This is a genomic window from Pseudomonas sp. Teo4, assembly GCF_034387475.1.
Taxonomy (GTDB): domain Bacteria; phylum Pseudomonadota; class Gammaproteobacteria; order Pseudomonadales; family Pseudomonadaceae; genus Aquipseudomonas.
Window position 1 is genome coordinate 438,858 of the sequence record NZ_JAXCIL010000001.1, and the last position, 15,500, is coordinate 454,357.

Consider the following 15,500-nt stretch of genomic DNA (forward strand, 5'->3'; position numbering starts at 1 on the left):
CTCAAACCTAATCAGCGGATCGCCGGGGTGCAGCTTGTGTTCTGGCTCAGCTTCATCTGGATTGTCCAACTCAAAGCACAGGAATCCGGCATGGTACTTCGCGACATGAAACCCGTCATGGCCTGGGGCATTGCCGCTATTGTCGGCCCGCTGCTGGTGATCTTTGGCACACACTGGTGGGGCAATGCCCTTGCAAGTGAGAAGGCAGAGCTTGCCAGTTATAGAAACCAGATAGAGGCCAGAAACGCAGAACAACAGGCGACCCGAGCCCGCACCTACGCCTTGGAAATTCGCGGAGTTGGACTTGGCATTTACACTGACGGCCAGTCCGAAATCTGGCAGTTTATCAAGAAGAAGAATGACAACTTCGCCTCGATCTACCCGCAGGACGCGAAAGATTACGATCCGTCACTAGACACTAGGCGAATCTCAGCAGACATCAAAGTCCGTATCGCATTCAAGAACTCGGCAGGTGAGGCAGTAGCGTACTGGCCAATCCCGGTATTTGCGCTGGGACCGCCCGCCCCCTACGACAGCGCCTACAGTGCAGCAGGCCTGATCAATTCAGGCCGTAATGCCGCGACCTTGGGCGTTACCCAGTTTTTGTGGCAAGACAATGAAAGCACGACGCATGCTCAAGGCATGATCGAGCGACTGTTCACGTTTTTTGACGATAACCCGAAGGTGCCACAAGCCTTGATCGCAAGCGAAGACGGTGACGTGACGCGAAACGGCTATCGCAAACCCGGCACACCGGGATTGCAAAATGGCCACGTGGTTCCGACGATCTACGAAAGCATGACTGGCCTGCTGGTCACGCGCTCAGACCGAGTGGACCGCTACATTCGTCCCTTCGTCACCCGTGACGCCGAGGACAATCAGGACAAAAAAACTGACTTGGGCAAGTTGTGGGCGTTTTATTGGGACCGGAGCAAGGCCTTTGGAGATTGGTATGTAGCCGCCGAGCATGCCAAAGGCAATAAAGTGCTATTACCGCCCAGCACCATGTCCACCTCCTACTGGCAATCGCAACTACCTAACTTGTGGAAAACCATCGACAACCGCGGCCCAGGCCATTTCGAACCGTCCCCCTGGCTGCCCGTGCGTTGGGCCGAACACCAGCTGAAAGAGTTCGACGCAGCGCCAGTGCTGGGCTACCTGCACCGTCCGATCAAGGTCCCGATGAAGGACGAACACGGCAAACGCCTCAAACCCGCATTGCAGGCCAAGGCCTTGCAAGCGGGTTGGCTCAAGGCCCTCGACACGCTACCCGCTGGGCAAAAACCGGTGCGAGTGTTCTACGACACCACTAACAACGCTGAAGCAGAAATCGCCCTGACCAACGCCTTGCACAGCCTCAATACCGACGGCCAAGGCCTGGACGTCGGCAATGTCGACGAGGGCTATGACATCGGTCGACGCTTGGGCAATACCGGCGTCAGCAGCGCGCTGGTGGAAATCAACCTGGCCACCATCGCCAGCTACCACGACGGCGGTGCCAGTGCCGTGGTGTACGCCGGCAGCGACGGCAGCCTCAGCGTGCAGATGATCAGCCCGCCAGATGAGGCGCGCAAAGCGAAGAACCAGCAGAACCGTGGCGCCGACCCCTTCAAGTAGGGCCTGCCAAGTGCCGGACGCCCCAAGGCATGAGCCACTTGAGGGATTGGGGCATGTGTGTGTCACCAGGCTCGGCGGATATGAGGGGCCTTTCGTCCGTGGCGGTGATCGCTGGTGCTTCCTACAAGATTTGAATCAGATTTTCCCTCTTACCTGTAGTCCATTTCTGATTCATCCTTTTCCGGCCTTTGCGCCATTGCGATGGAAACCTGAGCCCCCTAGTCTCGCTGGGTCGTTGCAAATTCAACGACCGGGTCTGCAAGCCCGAAGCTTGGTTTGGTCTCAGTTTGCTGTTGGCTTCGTTCAATGGTGGCTGCGTGCGGGTGGTTTTCGGACCAGCCGGGCTATTGACCTCCAAGCCTGGTCTTGCAGGCCTGCACGTAGCCGCCTCCCTATCATCTGCAAGTGATGTGGCGACGGTCTGACTCATTTTGTTGGAGGTTGTCATGCTCAAAATAGTCCCCGATCCACCCCATGCTTCCGATGTGGCCCACTATCTCGAAGACACCCTGATCCAAGCCACGGAATACGTGCTCTGTGCCCTGGCTGTGGCTCACCATTCCGTATCCACACTCCCCAAGTCTCCCTGCTCGCTCATGACCCTCGAGGTAATGCACGAAATGGAGGCTGTGCGCGCGTTGCTGGAGTCTGCAGTTGCGCAGGTGCAGATGAAGGAGCGGCCGCAGATGCATACGTTGCACTAGGGCGGTTGGATCATCTCAATGGCGGGGTATCCCGTATTTGTGAACAGTCGGCTGGGTGAGTAGGGCGCAGTGGATGTGCAGGCTTTCGGGCTGCATGCGAGAGCTGCGCTCTCGATCGCAGGCTTCGCCAGCTCCCACAGGGATCTTGTGAATGCTTGCTGTTCTGCCACCTCCGTCAAGACTCGTAATGGAGGATTGCAAATGAACAGGGAATTACCAGAAAACATCGGAAAGTTGGGGCTCACCGTAGGCTCGGCGTCTTGTCTGGATGGCGTAGTAGAGGGGAAACGTCTGTTTCGTGTAGAGGCCGGCAACTGCTGCGATCACGCCATCGAGCAAGCATCGGTATTGATGGATTGCTCCCGGCGGGCGTCGTTCATCGGGGTCATGGATAACGAACCCGAACTGGTCTGGGCGTCGCACTTTCTCTGCGAGATGGCCAAAGCGCTCATGGACGATGCCCACATGGGCCTGCGCAAACACAGCTGAAGCGGCTTGCTGTTGCCTGGGCAACATCGAATCAGCAGCTTGCCCGCTGACCTACAGGCTGATTTCTCGATGACATGCTCTATGTCGTTGATATAAAAGCCTTTTCTTCAATGGCACGGTTGCTGCTCTGCTCCTTGGACCCTCTTCAAGAATTACCAAGGAGCCTCCCATGAGCCAGCAACCGATCAAGTTCGCCTACTGGGTCCCCAACGTCAGCGGTGGCCTGGTGGTCAGTACCATCGAGCAGCGCACCAGCTGGGACATCGACTACAACCGCAAGCTGGCGCAAATCGCTGAACGCTCGGGTTTCGACTACGCGCTGTCGCAAATCCGCTTCACCGCAGGCTATGGCGCCGACAATCAGCATGAGTCGGTCACCATCAGCCACGCCCTGCTGGCCGCCACCGAGAAGCTCAAGGTCATCGCCGCGATCCTGCCCGGGCCGTGGAACCCGGCGCTGGCGGCCAAGCAACTGGCCAGCATCGACCAGTTCACCAATGGCCGCATCGCCATCAACGTGGTCTCCGGCTGGTTCAAGGGCGAATTCCACGCCATCGGCGAGCCGTGGCTGGACCATGACGAGCGTTATCGCCGTTCCGAGGAGTTCATTCGCGCTCTGAAGGGCATCTGGACCGAAGACAACTTCACCTTCAACGGCGATTTCTATCGCTTTCGCAACTACAACCTCAAACCCAAACCGTTGCAGCAACCGCACCCGGAAATCTTCCAGGGTGGCAGCTCGCGGGCTGCACGGGACATGGCCGCGCGGGTGTCGGACTGGTACTTCACAAACGGCAACACAGTCGAGGGCATCAAGGCCCAGGTCGACGACATCCGGGCCAAGGCCGCTGCCAACGGGCACTCGGTGAAGGTTGGCGTGAATGCCTTCATCATTGCTCGCGACACCGAAGAGGAAGCCCGCGCGGTGCTGCAGGAGATCATCGACAAGGCCAACCCGGAAGCGGTCAACGCATTCGGCCATGAGGTCAAGCATGCCGGTGCCGCCAGCCCGGAAGGCGAGGGCAACTGGGCCAAGTCCAGCTTCGAGGACCTGGTGCAGTACAACGATGGCTTCAAGACCAACCTGATCGGCACCCCACGTCAGATTGCCGAGCGGATCGTGGCGCTGAAAGCGGTAGGGGTCGACTTGATCCTGTCCGGGTTCCTGCATTTCCAGGAGGAAGTGGCGTACTTCGGCGAGCATGTGCTGCCACTGGTGCGCGAACTGGAGGCGCAGGCTGCCAAGAGTGCTGTTGCAGTTGCTGACACAGAAGCCGAAGTCGCGATTGCATGAAGGCTGCCACGGGCATGCCATGACGTTGTTCCCGCCAAAACATCGGCCGTCGCCCACGCGGCGTGCCGATGCGCAAGACACATCCAGAAAAATCACGAAAGCGGCAGTTACAGTGCCGCCCGCCGTCTACCGCGCGATTCGCCCATAGTGCTCAAGTGTTCCGGATTCGAACGTTGCCGGGTCGAGATGCCGTTTGTCGTCTCGGCGTGGGAGAGGGTAGATTCGATCCGGGTTTTGTACGATGATTTTCGTATCGACAGGGAAGCGCTATGGAAATTGGCTTCAGGAAGGCCAGGCAAGCGGTAATCGCGGCACTTGAATCGGGAAGTTACCTCAACGTCTCCCGTGGTGATATCGAGGTGAAGAACCTGCTGGCCACGGGGGCGGTTTCAGCTGGCGAGGTTGCCGAAATTGTTCGCGCGTGCAACGGCACCCACCACAGCAGCAGCGCGCATCATGCGCTCGACTCCCTCGAGGTCCACCTGCTCAAGCGGCACGGTTGGTACATCAAGTTCTTTTTCTTGGAGCCAGACACCTGGTTCATCAGCGTTCACCAGTGAGTACCCAGATCATGAAGATCCTTTTCGAAGGCGATACCGGCAAGGCGCTTTGCGAACACTGCAAGGCCGTGGTGCCGACGCACTATGTTCGCCGGGATGTGCCGTTCAGCGATGGCCAGGGCATGGCCAGGGACATCCTGGTGGGCGTGTGCGACCACTGCGACACGGTGGTTGCCATTCCCCCGCAGTCCACGCCCGCCATTGGCGAGGCGCGCAAGCAGCAGCTCAAGTCGATCGAGGCGCGGTTGCCGGCGGTTTACCTGGATGTTCTGGATGCAGCCATGCATGCGGTCAGTAGCGAGGCGGGCGCCAATCTGCGCAAGTTGTTCCTTGCCCACTATTTCCAGTTGCTGGTGCAGAGCAGCCAGAGCGAGCAGTTGAAACCGGCGCACGAGGCCTTCATCCGGGCACTGGATGAAGAACGAACGCGTCGTGGGCTGCTGCCGTCCAGTTCTACCCGGCGCTTGTCGATGAAGGTCAACCCGCACATGGCGCAAGACTTTCTGGCGCTGCAGCAGCAAACGCATTTGAATCAAACCGAGCTGCTCAAGTCGGTCATCGCACGGATCCAGCTCGATGTGCTGCAGACCAGGGACAGGGACGTGATCGATGCCCTGCAACGCCTCGCCCGGTTGGCTGTGTAGCGGACACACGCATGGCGCTGAGGCCTGAACACACCGCCAATCCTTACGTCGGTTTCAGAATGCGCCTGGTCGCTCCCACGCACCCCTTTGGCCCTACAAGTGCCATGCTTGTTGGATGTCCATGAATCCAGTGCGCGCAGACGCACGGCCATGGGCAAGGAGGCTGCCGACAACCACGCAACCGTGACGTGGCCGGTGCGCCGCAGCAGAACACGCCGGGCACTTGCCACTACAACAAAAGGCGGGCCCGTGATGCAGAGGTCCGCTGTATGCCTGATGAATTGTTTGACCTGCCCTCGATCCACAGCATCCTGGCGCGCGAGAAGGATAACCCTGGCGCGCTGTTACCGATTCTTCACGCCATCCAGGACAGCATCGGCCATGTGCCCGATGACGCCGTCCCGGACATCGCCCATGCCCTGAACCTCAGTTTGGCCGAGGTGCGCGGGGTCATCAGCTTCTACCACGACTTCCGTACCTCGCCACCTGCCCGGCACACCCTGCGCCTGTGCCGCGCCGAGTCGTGCCAGAGCCGTGGCGCTGAAGCCTTGGCCGCGCAACTGCGCGAGCAACTGGCGCTGGACGATCACGGCACCAGTGCTGACGGTGCCATCAGCCTGCGCCCGGTTTATTGCCTGGGCGCCTGCGCCTGTTCACCCGCCCTGGAGCTGGACGGCCGGCTGCACGCGCGTCTGACCCCGGAGCGGCTGCGGGCATTGGTGGACGGTTGCCTGGAGGTAAAAGCATGCTGAAGCTGTTCATCCCCTGCGACTCGGTCGCCTGCGCGGTAGGTGCCGACCAGGTCGCCGATGCCTTGGTGCACGAAGCCGAGCGTCGCCAATTGCCGCTGCAGATCCAGCGCACCAGTTCACGTGGCCTCTACTGGCTCGAGCCGCTGGTGGAGTGTGAGCACCCGCAAGGGCGCCAGGGCTTCGGCCCGGTCACCCCGGAAGACGTGCCTGCGCTGCTCGATGCCTTGGCCGGCGAGCCAGGTGGCCACTCGCTGGCCCTGGGCCCGGTCGAGGACATCCCCTACCTGAAAAGCCAGCAACGCCTGCTGTTCGCTCGCGCTGGCATCACCCGGCCGCTGTCGCTGGATGACTACCGCGCCCACGGTGGCTTCGAGGGCCTGAACAAGGCCGTGACGATGGGCGGTGCCGAGGTGGTCGCCAGTGTGCTCGATTCCGGCTTGCGCGGACGTGGCGGCGCGGCGTTTCCGGCGGGTATCAAGTGGCGCACCGTGCGGGAGGCCGGGGCAGGGCAGAAGTATGTGGTATGCAACGCCGATGAAGGCGACTCCGGTACCTTTGCCGACCGTATGTTGATGGAGGGCGACCCGTTCCTGCTGATCGAAGGCATGGTCATCGCCGGCCTGGCGGTGGGCGCCAGCAAGGGTTACATCTATGTGCGCTCGGAGTATCCGGACGCCATCGCCGTGCTTGACCAGGCTTTGCTCATCGCCCGTGCTGCGGGTTACCTGGGCAACGACATCGCCGGTAGCGGCCAGGCTTTCGATCTTGAGGTCCGAGTGGGGGCGGGGGCCTATATCTGCGGAGAGGAAACCGCCTTGCTCGAGTCCATCGAGGGCAAGCGCGGGATTGTCCGCGCCAAGCCACCGTTGCCTGCCCTGCAAGGTTTGTTTGGCTTGCCGACCCTGGTGCACAACGTGCTTACGCTGGCCTCGGTGCCGACCATTCTGGCCAAGGGGGCGGCGTTCTATCGCGACTTCGGCATGGGCCGTTCGCTGGGTACCATGCCGTTCCAGTTGGCGGGCAATATTCGTCATGGTGGATTGGTGGAGCGTGCCTTTGGCCTGACCCTGCGCGAACTGGTCGAAGGCTACGGCGGTGGTACCGCCAGCGGCCGACCGCTCAAGGCTGCTCAGGTGGGTGGGCCGCTTGGCGCCTGGGTGCCCCCCAGCCACTTCGACACACCGCTGGACTACGAAGCCTTCGCCGCCATGGGCGCGATGCTCGGCCACGGTGGTGTGGTGGTCGCTGACGACACCCTGAACATGGCCAGCATGGCGCGTTTCGCGCTGCAGTTCTGTGCCGAGGAGTCCTGCGGCAAATGCACCCCGTGCCGAATCGGTTCCACCCGTGGCATGGAGGTGGTGGACCGGCTGATCGCCACCAGCGATTTCACCGAACGCCATGAGCAGGCCCTGCTGCTGCGCGACCTGTGCGACACGATGCAGTACGGCTCGCTGTGCGCCATGGGCGGGATGACTGCCTACCCAGTGGCCAGCGCACTCAAATACTTCCCCGCCGACTTCGGGTTGACCACCACGGAGGCCGCCCAATGATCAATTTCTTCGACCCTCAGACCGACCTTGGAACCCCAGCGCGGGAAAGCGATGTGCAGGTCAGCCTGACCATCGACGGCCGTGCGATCAGCGTGTCCGAAGGCACTTCCGTGATGCGTGCCGCTGCGTTGCTGGGCACCAGCATTCCCAAGCTCTGTGCCACCGACAGCCTGGAAGCCTTCGGCTCGTGCCGGCTGTGCATGGTGGAAATCGAAGGCATGCGCGGCTACCCGGCGTCCTGCACCACACCGGTCAGTGAAGGCATGGTGGTGCATACCCAGACGTCTCGTCTGGCAGGCCTGCGCCGCAATGTGATGGAGCTGTATATCTCCGACCACCCGCTCGATTGCCTGACCTGTTCGGCCAATGGCAACTGCGAACTGCAAACCGTCGCAGGGCAGGTTGGCCTGCGCGAGGTGCGCTACGGCTACGACGGTGCCAACCACCTGGCCGAGCAGAAAGATGTCTCCAACCCTTACTTCGATTACGAGCCCAGCAAATGCATCGTCTGCAGCCGTTGCGTGCGGGCGTGCGAGGACATTCAGGGCACCTTTGCGCTCACCATTATCGGGCGCGGTTTCGAGTCGCGGGTAGCGCCAGCGGGGGGCGACGACTTCCTCAGCTCCGAGTGCGTGTCCTGCGGCGCCTGTGTGCAGGCCTGCCCCACCGCCACCCTCAGCGAGAAGAGCGTGGTCCAGCTCGGCCAGCCTGAGCGGGCAGTCATCACCACCTGCGCATACTGCGGCGTGGGTTGCTCGTTCCGCGCGGAAATGAAGGGCGACCAGCTGGTGCGCATGGTTCCGGACAAGAACGGCGGCGCCAACCACGGCCATGCCTGCGTCAAAGGCCGATTCGCCTGGGGCTACGCCACTCACCCCGACCGCATCACCAAGCCGATGATCCGCAAGCGCCTGGAAGACCCCTGGCAGGAAGTGAGCTGGGACGAGGCAGTCACCTATGCTGCCAGCGAGTTCCGCCGTATCCAGTTGAAGTACGGGCGTGACTCCATTGGCGGTATCACCTCCAGCCGCTGCACCAACGAAGAAGCCTATCTGGTGCAAAAACTGGTGCGTACCGCGTTCGGCAACAACAACGTCGACACCTGCGCACGGGTCTGTCATTCCCCGACTGGCTACGGGCTCAAGCAAACCCTCGGCGAATCGGCGGGCACCCAGAGTTTCGACTCGGTGATGCAGGCCGATGTGGTGCTGGTAATCGGTGCCAACCCCACCGACGCCCACCCGGTGTTCGGCTCGCAGCTCAAGCGTCGCCTGCGCCAGGGCGCGCGTCTGATCGTCATCGACCCTCGGCGCATCGACCTGGTCGATTCGCCCCACGCCCGCGCCGACCTGCACCTGCAACTGCGGCCCGGCACCAACGTGGCCATGCTCAATGCCCTGGCCCACGTGATTGTCACCGAAGGGCTGTTGGCTCAGCGCTTCATCGACGCCCGCTGCGAGACCGTGGACTTTGCCCATTGGCGCGATTTCGTCAGCCTGCCAGACAACGCCCCCGAGGTGCTCGGCCCGGTATGCGGCGTACCTGCCGAGCAGATCCGCGCAGCGGCCCGGCTCTATGCAACCGGCGGCAACGCCGCGATCTACTATGGCCTTGGTGTCACGGAGCACAGCCAGGGCAGTACGGCGGTGATGGGCATCGCCAACCTGGCCATGGCCACCGGCAACATCGGCCGCGAAGGGGTGGGGGTGAACCCGCTGCGCGGGCAGAACAACGTGCAGGGCTCTTGTGACATGGGCTCCTTCCCCCACGAGCTGCCGGGCTACCGGCATATCTCCAACGAGAGCGTGCGCGCCGAGTTCGAGCAGGCCTGGGGCGTGACCCTGCAGCCCGACCCAGGGCTGCGCATTCCCAACATGTTCGAGGCCGCGCTGGACGGCAGCTTCAAGGCGCTGTACTGCCAGGGTGAAGACATCGCCCAGAGCGACCCCAACACCCAGCACGTCACTGCGGCCCTGCAAGCCATGGAGTGTGTGGTGGTGCAGGACATCTTCCTCAACGAAACGGCCAAGTTCGCCCATGTGTTTCTGCCGGGCAGTTCGTTCCTCGAGAAAGATGGCACGTTCACCAACGCCGAGCGGCGCATCTCGCGGGTACGCAAGGTGATGGAGCCACTGGCCGGCAAGGGCGACTGGGAGGCGACCGTGGCCTTGGCCAATGCCCTGGGCTACCCCATGAACTACCGCCACCCGTCCGAGATCATGGACGAGATCGCCCGTCTTACGCCGAGCTTCCACCGCGTCAGCTACGCCGAGATCGACCGCCATGGCAGCCTGCAGTGGCCCTGCAACGACGCCGCGCCCGATGGCACGCCAACCATGCACATCGACCAGTTCGTGCGGGGCAAGGGGCGCTTCATGCTCACCGGTTATGTGCCCACCGACGAGAAGGTCAACAACCGCTACCCGCTGCTGTTGACCACCGGGCGCATCCTCAGCCAGTACAACGTCGGCGCCCAGACCCGGCGCACCGCTAACGTGGCCTGGCATGATGCCGACCGCCTGGAGATCCACCCGACCGATGCCGAAAGCCGGGGCATCGGCGACGGAGACTGGGTTGGCATCGGCAGCCGTGCGGGGCAGACGGTGTTGCGTGCCAAGGTCAGTGCGCGGGTGGCGCCGGGGGTGGTCTACACCACCTTCCACTTCCCCGAGTCTGGCGCCAACGTGATCACCACCGACAACTCCGACTGGGCCACCAACTGCCCGGAGTACAAGGTCACTGCAGTGGAGGTGGTGAAGGTGTTCCAGCCGTCGCAATGGCAGAAGCGTTATCAGGACTTCAGCGATGAACAGCGTCGTCTGCTCAAGGAGCGCCGCGCAGCGGAAAAAACGGAGAAAGCCGAGGTGCGCCGATGAGCAGTGAAAACCTGGTGAAGATGGCCAACCAGATTGCCCACTACTTCGACAGCGAGCCTGACCACGCCTTGGCGGTGAAAGGGGTGAAGCAGCATTTGCAGAGCTTCTGGACGCCGGCCATGCGACGGCAGCTGAGTGAGTGGAGCCAGGCCCATGCGGGGGAGGGGCTCGACCCGAAAGTGCAGGAAGCCCTGGTTTAAAGGGGCTGTTCGGGCCTCATCGCCACGACGAACTGCGGCGATGAGGCCGGTGCAAACATGAAATGTCCGTCATGTTTTTCAGGCGATTCACGGGGTAATGCTACGCTCGCGAAAACACCCCCTTGGATTCATCACGGAAGCCCACCATGGACATGAACTGGCACCAGGCCTTGCAGGAGAGCCTGAGCTGGCTTGCAATCGCCTCGTTCATCACCCTTGCCTGTTTCACCGCTGCTGCCGCGCTGGCTGTGCGCTACACCCGTTGGGGCAGCCAATTCTGGCAGCTTGCCGGGCCATACTTCAGTTTCAAGCGCAGTTGGCGGCCCTTGCTGGGTTTTGCGCTGTTGCTGGTGCTGACCCTGTTCGCGGTGCGCCTGAACGTGCTGTTCTCGTTCTGGTACAACGGCTTCTACAGCGCGTTGCAAGGCCTCGACCAAACAGCTTTCTGGTACTTGCTTGGGGTGTTCGCGGTACTGGCCACCATCCATGTGCTGCGCTCGCTGTTCACCTACTACGTGACCCAGGCCTTCAACATCCACTGGCGCGTTTGGCTGACCGAGCGCCTGACCCGCGACTGGATGCACGGCGATGCCTATTACCGTGGGCAGTTCCTAGCCGAGCCGGTGGACAACCCCGACCAGCGTATCGAGCTGGACGTCAACTCATTCGTCACCAATTCAGTGTCCCTGGCCCTGGGAGCGGTCAGCGCGCTGGTCTCGCTGGTTGCCTTCACGGGCATCCTCTGGGGGCTGTCGGCGCCGCTGTCGGTGGCGGGGTATGAGATTCCCCGGGCGATGGTGTTTGCCGTGTACGTGTATGTGATCATCGCCACCTGGATCGCCTTCCGCCTCGGGCGTCCGTTGATTCGCCTGAACTTCCTCAACGAAAAGCTCACGGCGAACTTCCGTTATGCACTGATGCGCCTGCGCGAGAACGCCGAGAACATCGCCTTCTACCAGGGCGCTCAGGTGGAGCGGGGTACGTTGCTCGGGCGCTTCACCGCGCTGATCGGCAACGTCTGGGCACTGGTGTTCCGAACCTTGAAGTTCAGCGGCTTCAACCTGGGCATCAGCCAGGTCGCTGTGGTGTTTCCGTTCATCCTGCAGGCGCCACGCTTTTTCAGCGGTGCAATCAAGCTTGGCGATGTGATGCAGACCTCGCAGGCGTTTGGCCAGGTGCAGGATTCGCTGTCGTTCTTCCGTGAGTCCTACGACACCTTTGCCCAATACCGCGCCACCCTCGACCGTCTGACCGGTTTTCTCGACGCCAACCAGCAGGCCAGCACGCTGCCGCAGGTTACTACTCAGGACCAGGCGCATGCGTTGGACATCAACCGTTTGCAGGTGCTGCGCCCTGACGGCCACCCGCTGATCGCCAACTTGGATTTGCACCTGCGTGCCGGCCAGGCACTGCTGATCAAGGGGCCGTCGGGCAGCGGCAAGACCACGCTGCTGCGCGCGCTGGCGGGGCTTTGGCCATATGCCGAGGGTGTGGTTCGTCGGCCTTTGGGGAACCAGGCGCTGTTCCTGTCACAGCGCCCGTACCTGCCGCTTGGCGACCTGCGTACCGCCATCGCCTACCCGGCAAGCGCCGGGGCTGGGGACGACACGCGCATGCAACAGGCACTGCGTCAGGTCAACCTGGCCCACCTGGCCGAGCGGCTGGATGTCAGCTGCGATTGGTCGCATATCCTGTCGGTGGGCGAGCAGCAGCGATTGGCGTTTGCCCGGGTGCTGTTCAACCAGCCGCAGGTGGTGTTTCTCGATGAGTCCACCTCGGCCATGGACGAGGGGCTTGAGCATTCCCTGTATTCGCTGCTGCGCAACGAGATGCCCGAGACCTTGCTGGTCAGCGTCGGCCACCGCAGCACGCTGGCTAGTTTCCATTCCCACCGCCTGGAAGTGGATGGCCATGGCGGTTGGTCGTTGATCGAACAGGAGCTGCTGCCTGTCAGTTAGGCCTTGCCCCTGTGGGCGTCAGGGTCGGTTACGGCGATCCACTCGAACGCGTGCGGTGGCAGGCACTGCACCTGTTCCGCCACCCGCTGCGAACTGATCCACGCCCGCGCATGCTCCGGCGCCAGCACCAAGGGCAGGGCGGTATCGTCACCCGGATCATGCTCATGGGTGATGATCACAAATCCATCGTCCTCCTCTGGCTCCAACCCCGCACGGACCTGCGCCAGCGCCGCTACGAAAATGGGCGCCTGGCTTTTCAGGCGAACGAAGTAGCGTTGTTTACCCTGAGGTGCGTGCGCATCGGCCAGCCACGCATACCAGCCGTCCGCCATCACCAGCGCCCGGGTCTGCGGCCGCAAGGCGTGCAAGGGCGGGCTGGCGGTGATGTTCTGCAGCGGCGCGCTGATCGATGCAGTCTGGCGCTTGCCGGCCCATCTCGGTGTCCACCCCCACTGGCGTGGGCTCATGCGCAGGCCATTGCCGCTGTCGTGCAGGATCGGCACCCGATTGCCCGGCACGATGCCGGGGTGGCCAATCCGTTCGTTGCCGGCGCTGTCGAGCAGGTGCTGTTCGGCGCCCAGCACGCGCAGGTAGTCGGCAAGGCCTTGGTATTGGGCGAAGCACTCGCACATGTTCGGTACTCCCACAGGGCGGGCAGGTGAAGGGAGAGCTGAAGGCTTCGAAGTCTGCGACACGTTACATCCTCGACAATGAAGCGTTGATGATCTGTGCAGGGTTTTCAATCTGAACGCGTATGCCCCGCAATCTGGGGCAACAGGGCCAACCCCGCGAGGGTGGTGCCGGCGAATGCGGCGCCAACCAGGAAGGTGGCCCGAAAGCCTGCGCCGTCCCAGAGCAGGCCGGCGATCACGCTGGCGACCAGCAGTGCGGCACCGGTCAGCAGGTGAAACACACCAAAGGCCGTGCCGCGCAAGCTTGCCGGGGCGCTATCGGCAATCAAGGCACTGAAGATGCCCTGGGTAAAGCCCAGGTGCAGCCCCCAGGCCATTACCCCCAGCGCCAGCCCGACCCAGCCCGGCATCAGGGCCAGCAGCAGGTCGGCCGCCACCAGCAGCGCCAGCCCCAGCATCAACACGACTCGACGGCCCATGCGGTCCGACAGTACGCCAGCGGGGTAGGCCGAAAGCGAATAGGCCAGGGCCATCAGCACCAGCACCGCTGGGGCCCATTGGGCGGCCAGGCCCATGTCCTGGGCGCGCAGCAACAGGAAGGCTTCGCTGAAACGGGCCAGGGTGAACACCATGGCCAGGGTGGTCAGCCGCCAGTAGCTTGAACCCAGCCGAACCAGTTGGCGCAGTGCAAGCGGTGAGCGGACCGGCCGTGCCTTGGGTGCTGCCTCTGGCTCGCGCACGAAAACCACGAGGATGAACACCGCGACGAACGCTGGCACCACCGCCACCCAGAACACCGTCTGGAAATGACTGGCCGTCAGCCACATCAACAAAATCGCCAGCAACGGCCCGAGGAAGGCGCCGACGGTGTCCAGCGCCTGTCGCAAACCAAATGCCGCACCGCGCAACGCTGGTGGGGTCACATCCGCCACCAGCGCATCCCTGGGCGCCCCGCGAATGCCCTTGCCGATCCGGTCGACGAAACGCGCCCCGGTCAACCACTCAAGCCCAGTGGCCAGGGGAAACACCGGCTTGGTCAGTGCCGCGAGGCCGTAGCCCAGCACAGTGAGCAGCTTGCGTTTGCCCAAGCGGTCGCTCAAGGCACCGGAGAACACCTTGGTGATCGACGCGGTCGCCTCGGCGATGCCTTCGATGAAACCGACCGCAACCACCGAGGTGCCGAGCACGGTCACCATGTATAGCGGCAGCAGGGCGTGGATCATCTCCGAAGAGATGTCCATGAACATCGACACAAAGCCCAGGGCCCAGACGCTGCGGGGGATCTTGGGCAGTGTCAGGGCAGGTCGTGGGGTAGCGGATTTCTCGGCGGCGCGCATGTTTGGCCTCGGCTTCCTACCTACGAAACTGTAGGAGCCATTGGGCGGGTTGCAACGTTGGCTGTTCGCCGAGCATTACGTGCTGAGCAGGTAGCCTTATCGCCCCTGTAGCACCTCGCGAAAAACGTCTGGACGCGAAGCGGCGATGTGCAGCAGTGAACGGGCAGCGCCGGAAGGCATGCGGCGACCTTGCTCCCACTCCTGAAGCGTACGTACCGAGACCCCTAACAATTGCGCGAATTTGAGCTGCGATAGCCCGGTCCTGTTCCGCGCCTCGGCGGCCTCGGTTGCTTCCACCTGGCGTACAGCGCCGTAACGACCTGCCTTCACATCCCGAATGGATTCCAGCAATTCTTCGCCAATATTGCGAGCGGCATCGCGCTGCATCAATTCTTCATCAGTCAGGGGCATGGTTGAGCTCCTTCGCAATTTTGCGCAGCAAATGCGCGGGTATGTTGTCGGTGGCGCTTTTGCAGTACATGAGCAAGGCAACCAGAGCGCCGTTGGCGAGTTGTGCCGTGTAAATTACGCGAACTGCACCACGTTTTCCTTTGCCATCCTGGCTCCAGCGAACCTTGCGACACCCACCTGAACCGGGAATAACGGCACCAGCATCAGGGTCGTTAGCGAGAAAAGACATGAATGCCCCGTGCTCTTCCTCGGTCCAGTAATCAGGCCATTGTCGCGAAAACAGTGGTGCTTCAATAATCGTCAGCATACCTCATCCCTACGTCTTTGACGTAGATATCTTGCTCGGCACTACAGGCACCGCAAAGCCTTGGGGTGTTTCCAGTGGTTACCGCTTCATCACTTCTTCCTGGAACGGGCTGCTTAGCAAAGTTCCGTTACAAACATGTAAACTTCGTAAATAAGATTTAAACACA

15 protein-coding genes are annotated in these 15,500 nt (G+C 62.1%); 11 read left to right on the top strand and 4 right to left on the bottom strand.

All coding sequences use genetic code 11. The features are described 5' to 3' along the window. The first annotated feature begins 90 nt into the window (after nt 1–90). The 11 genes from PspTeo4_RS02210 (at nt 91) to PspTeo4_RS02260 (ending at nt 12,647) form a co-directional block, all read left to right on the top strand. Nucleotides 91–1,617 (top strand): type VI lipase adapter Tla3 domain-containing protein, encoded by a 1,527-nt coding sequence (locus tag PspTeo4_RS02210; RefSeq protein WP_322362091.1) that lies wholly within the window; start codon nt 91–93, stop codon nt 1,615–1,617. Between the two features lie 446 nt (nt 1,618–2,063). Then, on the top strand, nt 2,064–2,321 hold the full coding sequence (locus tag PspTeo4_RS02215; RefSeq protein WP_322362092.1) for a hypothetical protein: 258 nt from the start codon (nt 2,064–2,066) through the stop codon (nt 2,319–2,321). A 201-nt stretch (nt 2,322–2,522) separates the two neighbouring features. Further along, nucleotides 2,523–2,810, top strand: coding sequence for a DUF3077 domain-containing protein (locus PspTeo4_RS02220; protein WP_322362093.1), 288 nt, complete (start codon nt 2,523–2,525; stop codon nt 2,808–2,810). A 169-nt stretch (nt 2,811–2,979) separates the two neighbouring features. Continuing rightward, nucleotides 2,980–4,104, top strand: coding sequence for a dimethylsulfone monooxygenase SfnG (gene sfnG / locus PspTeo4_RS02225; protein ID WP_322362094.1), 1,125 nt, complete (start codon nt 2,980–2,982; stop codon nt 4,102–4,104). A 269-nt stretch (nt 4,105–4,373) separates the two neighbouring features. Continuing rightward, nucleotides 4,374–4,664, top strand: coding sequence for a hypothetical protein (locus PspTeo4_RS02230; protein ID WP_322362095.1), 291 nt, complete (start codon nt 4,374–4,376; stop codon nt 4,662–4,664). Nucleotides 4,665–4,675: 11 nt separating this feature from the next. Continuing rightward, complete coding sequence (locus tag PspTeo4_RS02235; protein WP_322362096.1) at nt 4,676–5,308, top strand: hypothetical protein; 633 nt, start codon at nt 4,676–4,678, stop codon at nt 5,306–5,308. A gap of 269 nt (nt 5,309–5,577) precedes the next feature. After that, nucleotides 5,578–6,060, top strand: a complete 483-nt coding sequence (locus PspTeo4_RS02240; protein ID WP_322362097.1) for a formate dehydrogenase subunit gamma — start codon at nt 5,578–5,580, stop codon at nt 6,058–6,060. After that, nucleotides 6,054–7,613 (top strand): NADH-quinone oxidoreductase subunit NuoF, encoded by a 1,560-nt coding sequence (locus tag PspTeo4_RS02245; RefSeq protein WP_322362098.1) that lies wholly within the window; start codon nt 6,054–6,056, stop codon nt 7,611–7,613. The genes PspTeo4_RS02240 and PspTeo4_RS02245 overlap by 7 nt, the downstream gene beginning before the upstream one ends. Further along, nucleotides 7,610–10,489, top strand: a complete 2,880-nt coding sequence (gene fdhF, locus PspTeo4_RS02250) for a formate dehydrogenase subunit alpha (RefSeq protein WP_322362099.1) — start codon at nt 7,610–7,612, stop codon at nt 10,487–10,489. The genes PspTeo4_RS02245 and fdhF overlap by 4 nt, the downstream gene beginning before the upstream one ends. After that, nucleotides 10,486–10,689, top strand: a complete 204-nt coding sequence (locus PspTeo4_RS02255) for a formate dehydrogenase subunit delta (protein WP_322362100.1) — start codon at nt 10,486–10,488, stop codon at nt 10,687–10,689. The genes fdhF and PspTeo4_RS02255 overlap by 4 nt, the downstream gene beginning before the upstream one ends. Nucleotides 10,690–10,835: 146 nt before the next feature. Further along, a complete protein-coding gene (locus PspTeo4_RS02260; RefSeq protein ID WP_322362102.1) occupies nt 10,836–12,647 on the top strand; it encodes an ABC transporter ATP-binding protein/permease in 1,812 nt (603 codons plus the stop codon). Here PspTeo4_RS02260 and PspTeo4_RS02265 read toward each other — a convergent pair. The 4 genes from PspTeo4_RS02265 to PspTeo4_RS02280 form a co-directional block, all read right to left on the bottom strand. Beyond that, on the bottom strand, nt 12,644–13,279 hold the full coding sequence (locus tag PspTeo4_RS02265) for an SOS response-associated peptidase family protein (RefSeq protein WP_322362103.1): 636 nt from the start codon (nt 13,277–13,279) through the stop codon (nt 12,644–12,646). The genes PspTeo4_RS02260 and PspTeo4_RS02265 overlap by 4 nt on opposite strands. A gap of 107 nt (nt 13,280–13,386) precedes the next feature. Further along, complete coding sequence (locus PspTeo4_RS02270; RefSeq protein ID WP_416196895.1) at nt 13,387–14,616, bottom strand: MFS transporter; 1,230 nt, start codon at nt 14,614–14,616, stop codon at nt 13,387–13,389. A gap of 96 nt (nt 14,617–14,712) precedes the next feature. Next, nucleotides 14,713–15,027, bottom strand: coding sequence for a helix-turn-helix domain-containing protein (locus PspTeo4_RS02275; RefSeq protein ID WP_322362104.1), 315 nt, complete (start codon nt 15,025–15,027; stop codon nt 14,713–14,715). Next, nucleotides 15,014–15,334, bottom strand: coding sequence for a transcriptional regulator (locus PspTeo4_RS02280; RefSeq protein WP_322362105.1), 321 nt, complete (start codon nt 15,332–15,334; stop codon nt 15,014–15,016). Before PspTeo4_RS02280 ends, PspTeo4_RS02275 begins: the two co-directional genes overlap by 14 nt. Nucleotides 15,335–15,500: the final 166 nt, after the last annotated feature.

Bases quoted from the DNA above. Each gene is read 5' to 3' on its own strand.
- PspTeo4_RS02235 (WP_322362096.1), top strand. From the start codon at position 4,676: ATGAAGATCCTTTTCGAAGGCGATACCGGCAAGGCGCTTTGCGAACAC.
- fdhF (WP_322362099.1), top strand. From the start codon at position 7,610: ATGATCAATTTCTTCGACCCTCAGACCGACCTTGGAACCCCAGCGCGG.
- PspTeo4_RS02265 (WP_322362103.1), bottom strand. From the start codon at position 13,279: ATGTGCGAGTGCTTCGCCCAATACCAAGGCCTTGCCGACTACCTGCGC.
- PspTeo4_RS02245 (WP_322362098.1), top strand. From the start codon at position 6,054: ATGCTGAAGCTGTTCATCCCCTGCGACTCGGTCGCCTGCGCGGTAGGT.
- PspTeo4_RS02255 (WP_322362100.1), top strand. From the start codon at position 10,486: ATGAGCAGTGAAAACCTGGTGAAGATGGCCAACCAGATTGCCCACTAC.
- PspTeo4_RS02280 (WP_322362105.1), bottom strand. From the start codon at position 15,334: ATGCTGACGATTATTGAAGCACCACTGTTTTCGCGACAATGGCCTGAT.
- PspTeo4_RS02220 (WP_322362093.1), top strand. From the start codon at position 2,523: ATGAACAGGGAATTACCAGAAAACATCGGAAAGTTGGGGCTCACCGTA.
- PspTeo4_RS02275 (WP_322362104.1), bottom strand. From the start codon at position 15,027: ATGCCCCTGACTGATGAAGAATTGATGCAGCGCGATGCCGCTCGCAAT.
- PspTeo4_RS02270 (WP_416196895.1), bottom strand. From the start codon at position 14,616: ATGCGCGCCGCCGAGAAATCCGCTACCCCACGACCTGCCCTGACACTG.
- PspTeo4_RS02240 (WP_322362097.1), top strand. From the start codon at position 5,578: ATGCCTGATGAATTGTTTGACCTGCCCTCGATCCACAGCATCCTGGCG.
- PspTeo4_RS02215 (WP_322362092.1), top strand. From the start codon at position 2,064: ATGCTCAAAATAGTCCCCGATCCACCCCATGCTTCCGATGTGGCCCAC.
- sfnG (WP_322362094.1), top strand. From the start codon at position 2,980: ATGAGCCAGCAACCGATCAAGTTCGCCTACTGGGTCCCCAACGTCAGC.
- PspTeo4_RS02260 (WP_322362102.1), top strand. From the start codon at position 10,836: ATGGACATGAACTGGCACCAGGCCTTGCAGGAGAGCCTGAGCTGGCTT.
- PspTeo4_RS02230 (WP_322362095.1), top strand. From the start codon at position 4,374: ATGGAAATTGGCTTCAGGAAGGCCAGGCAAGCGGTAATCGCGGCACTT.
- PspTeo4_RS02210 (WP_322362091.1), top strand. From the start codon at position 91: ATGGTACTTCGCGACATGAAACCCGTCATGGCCTGGGGCATTGCCGCT.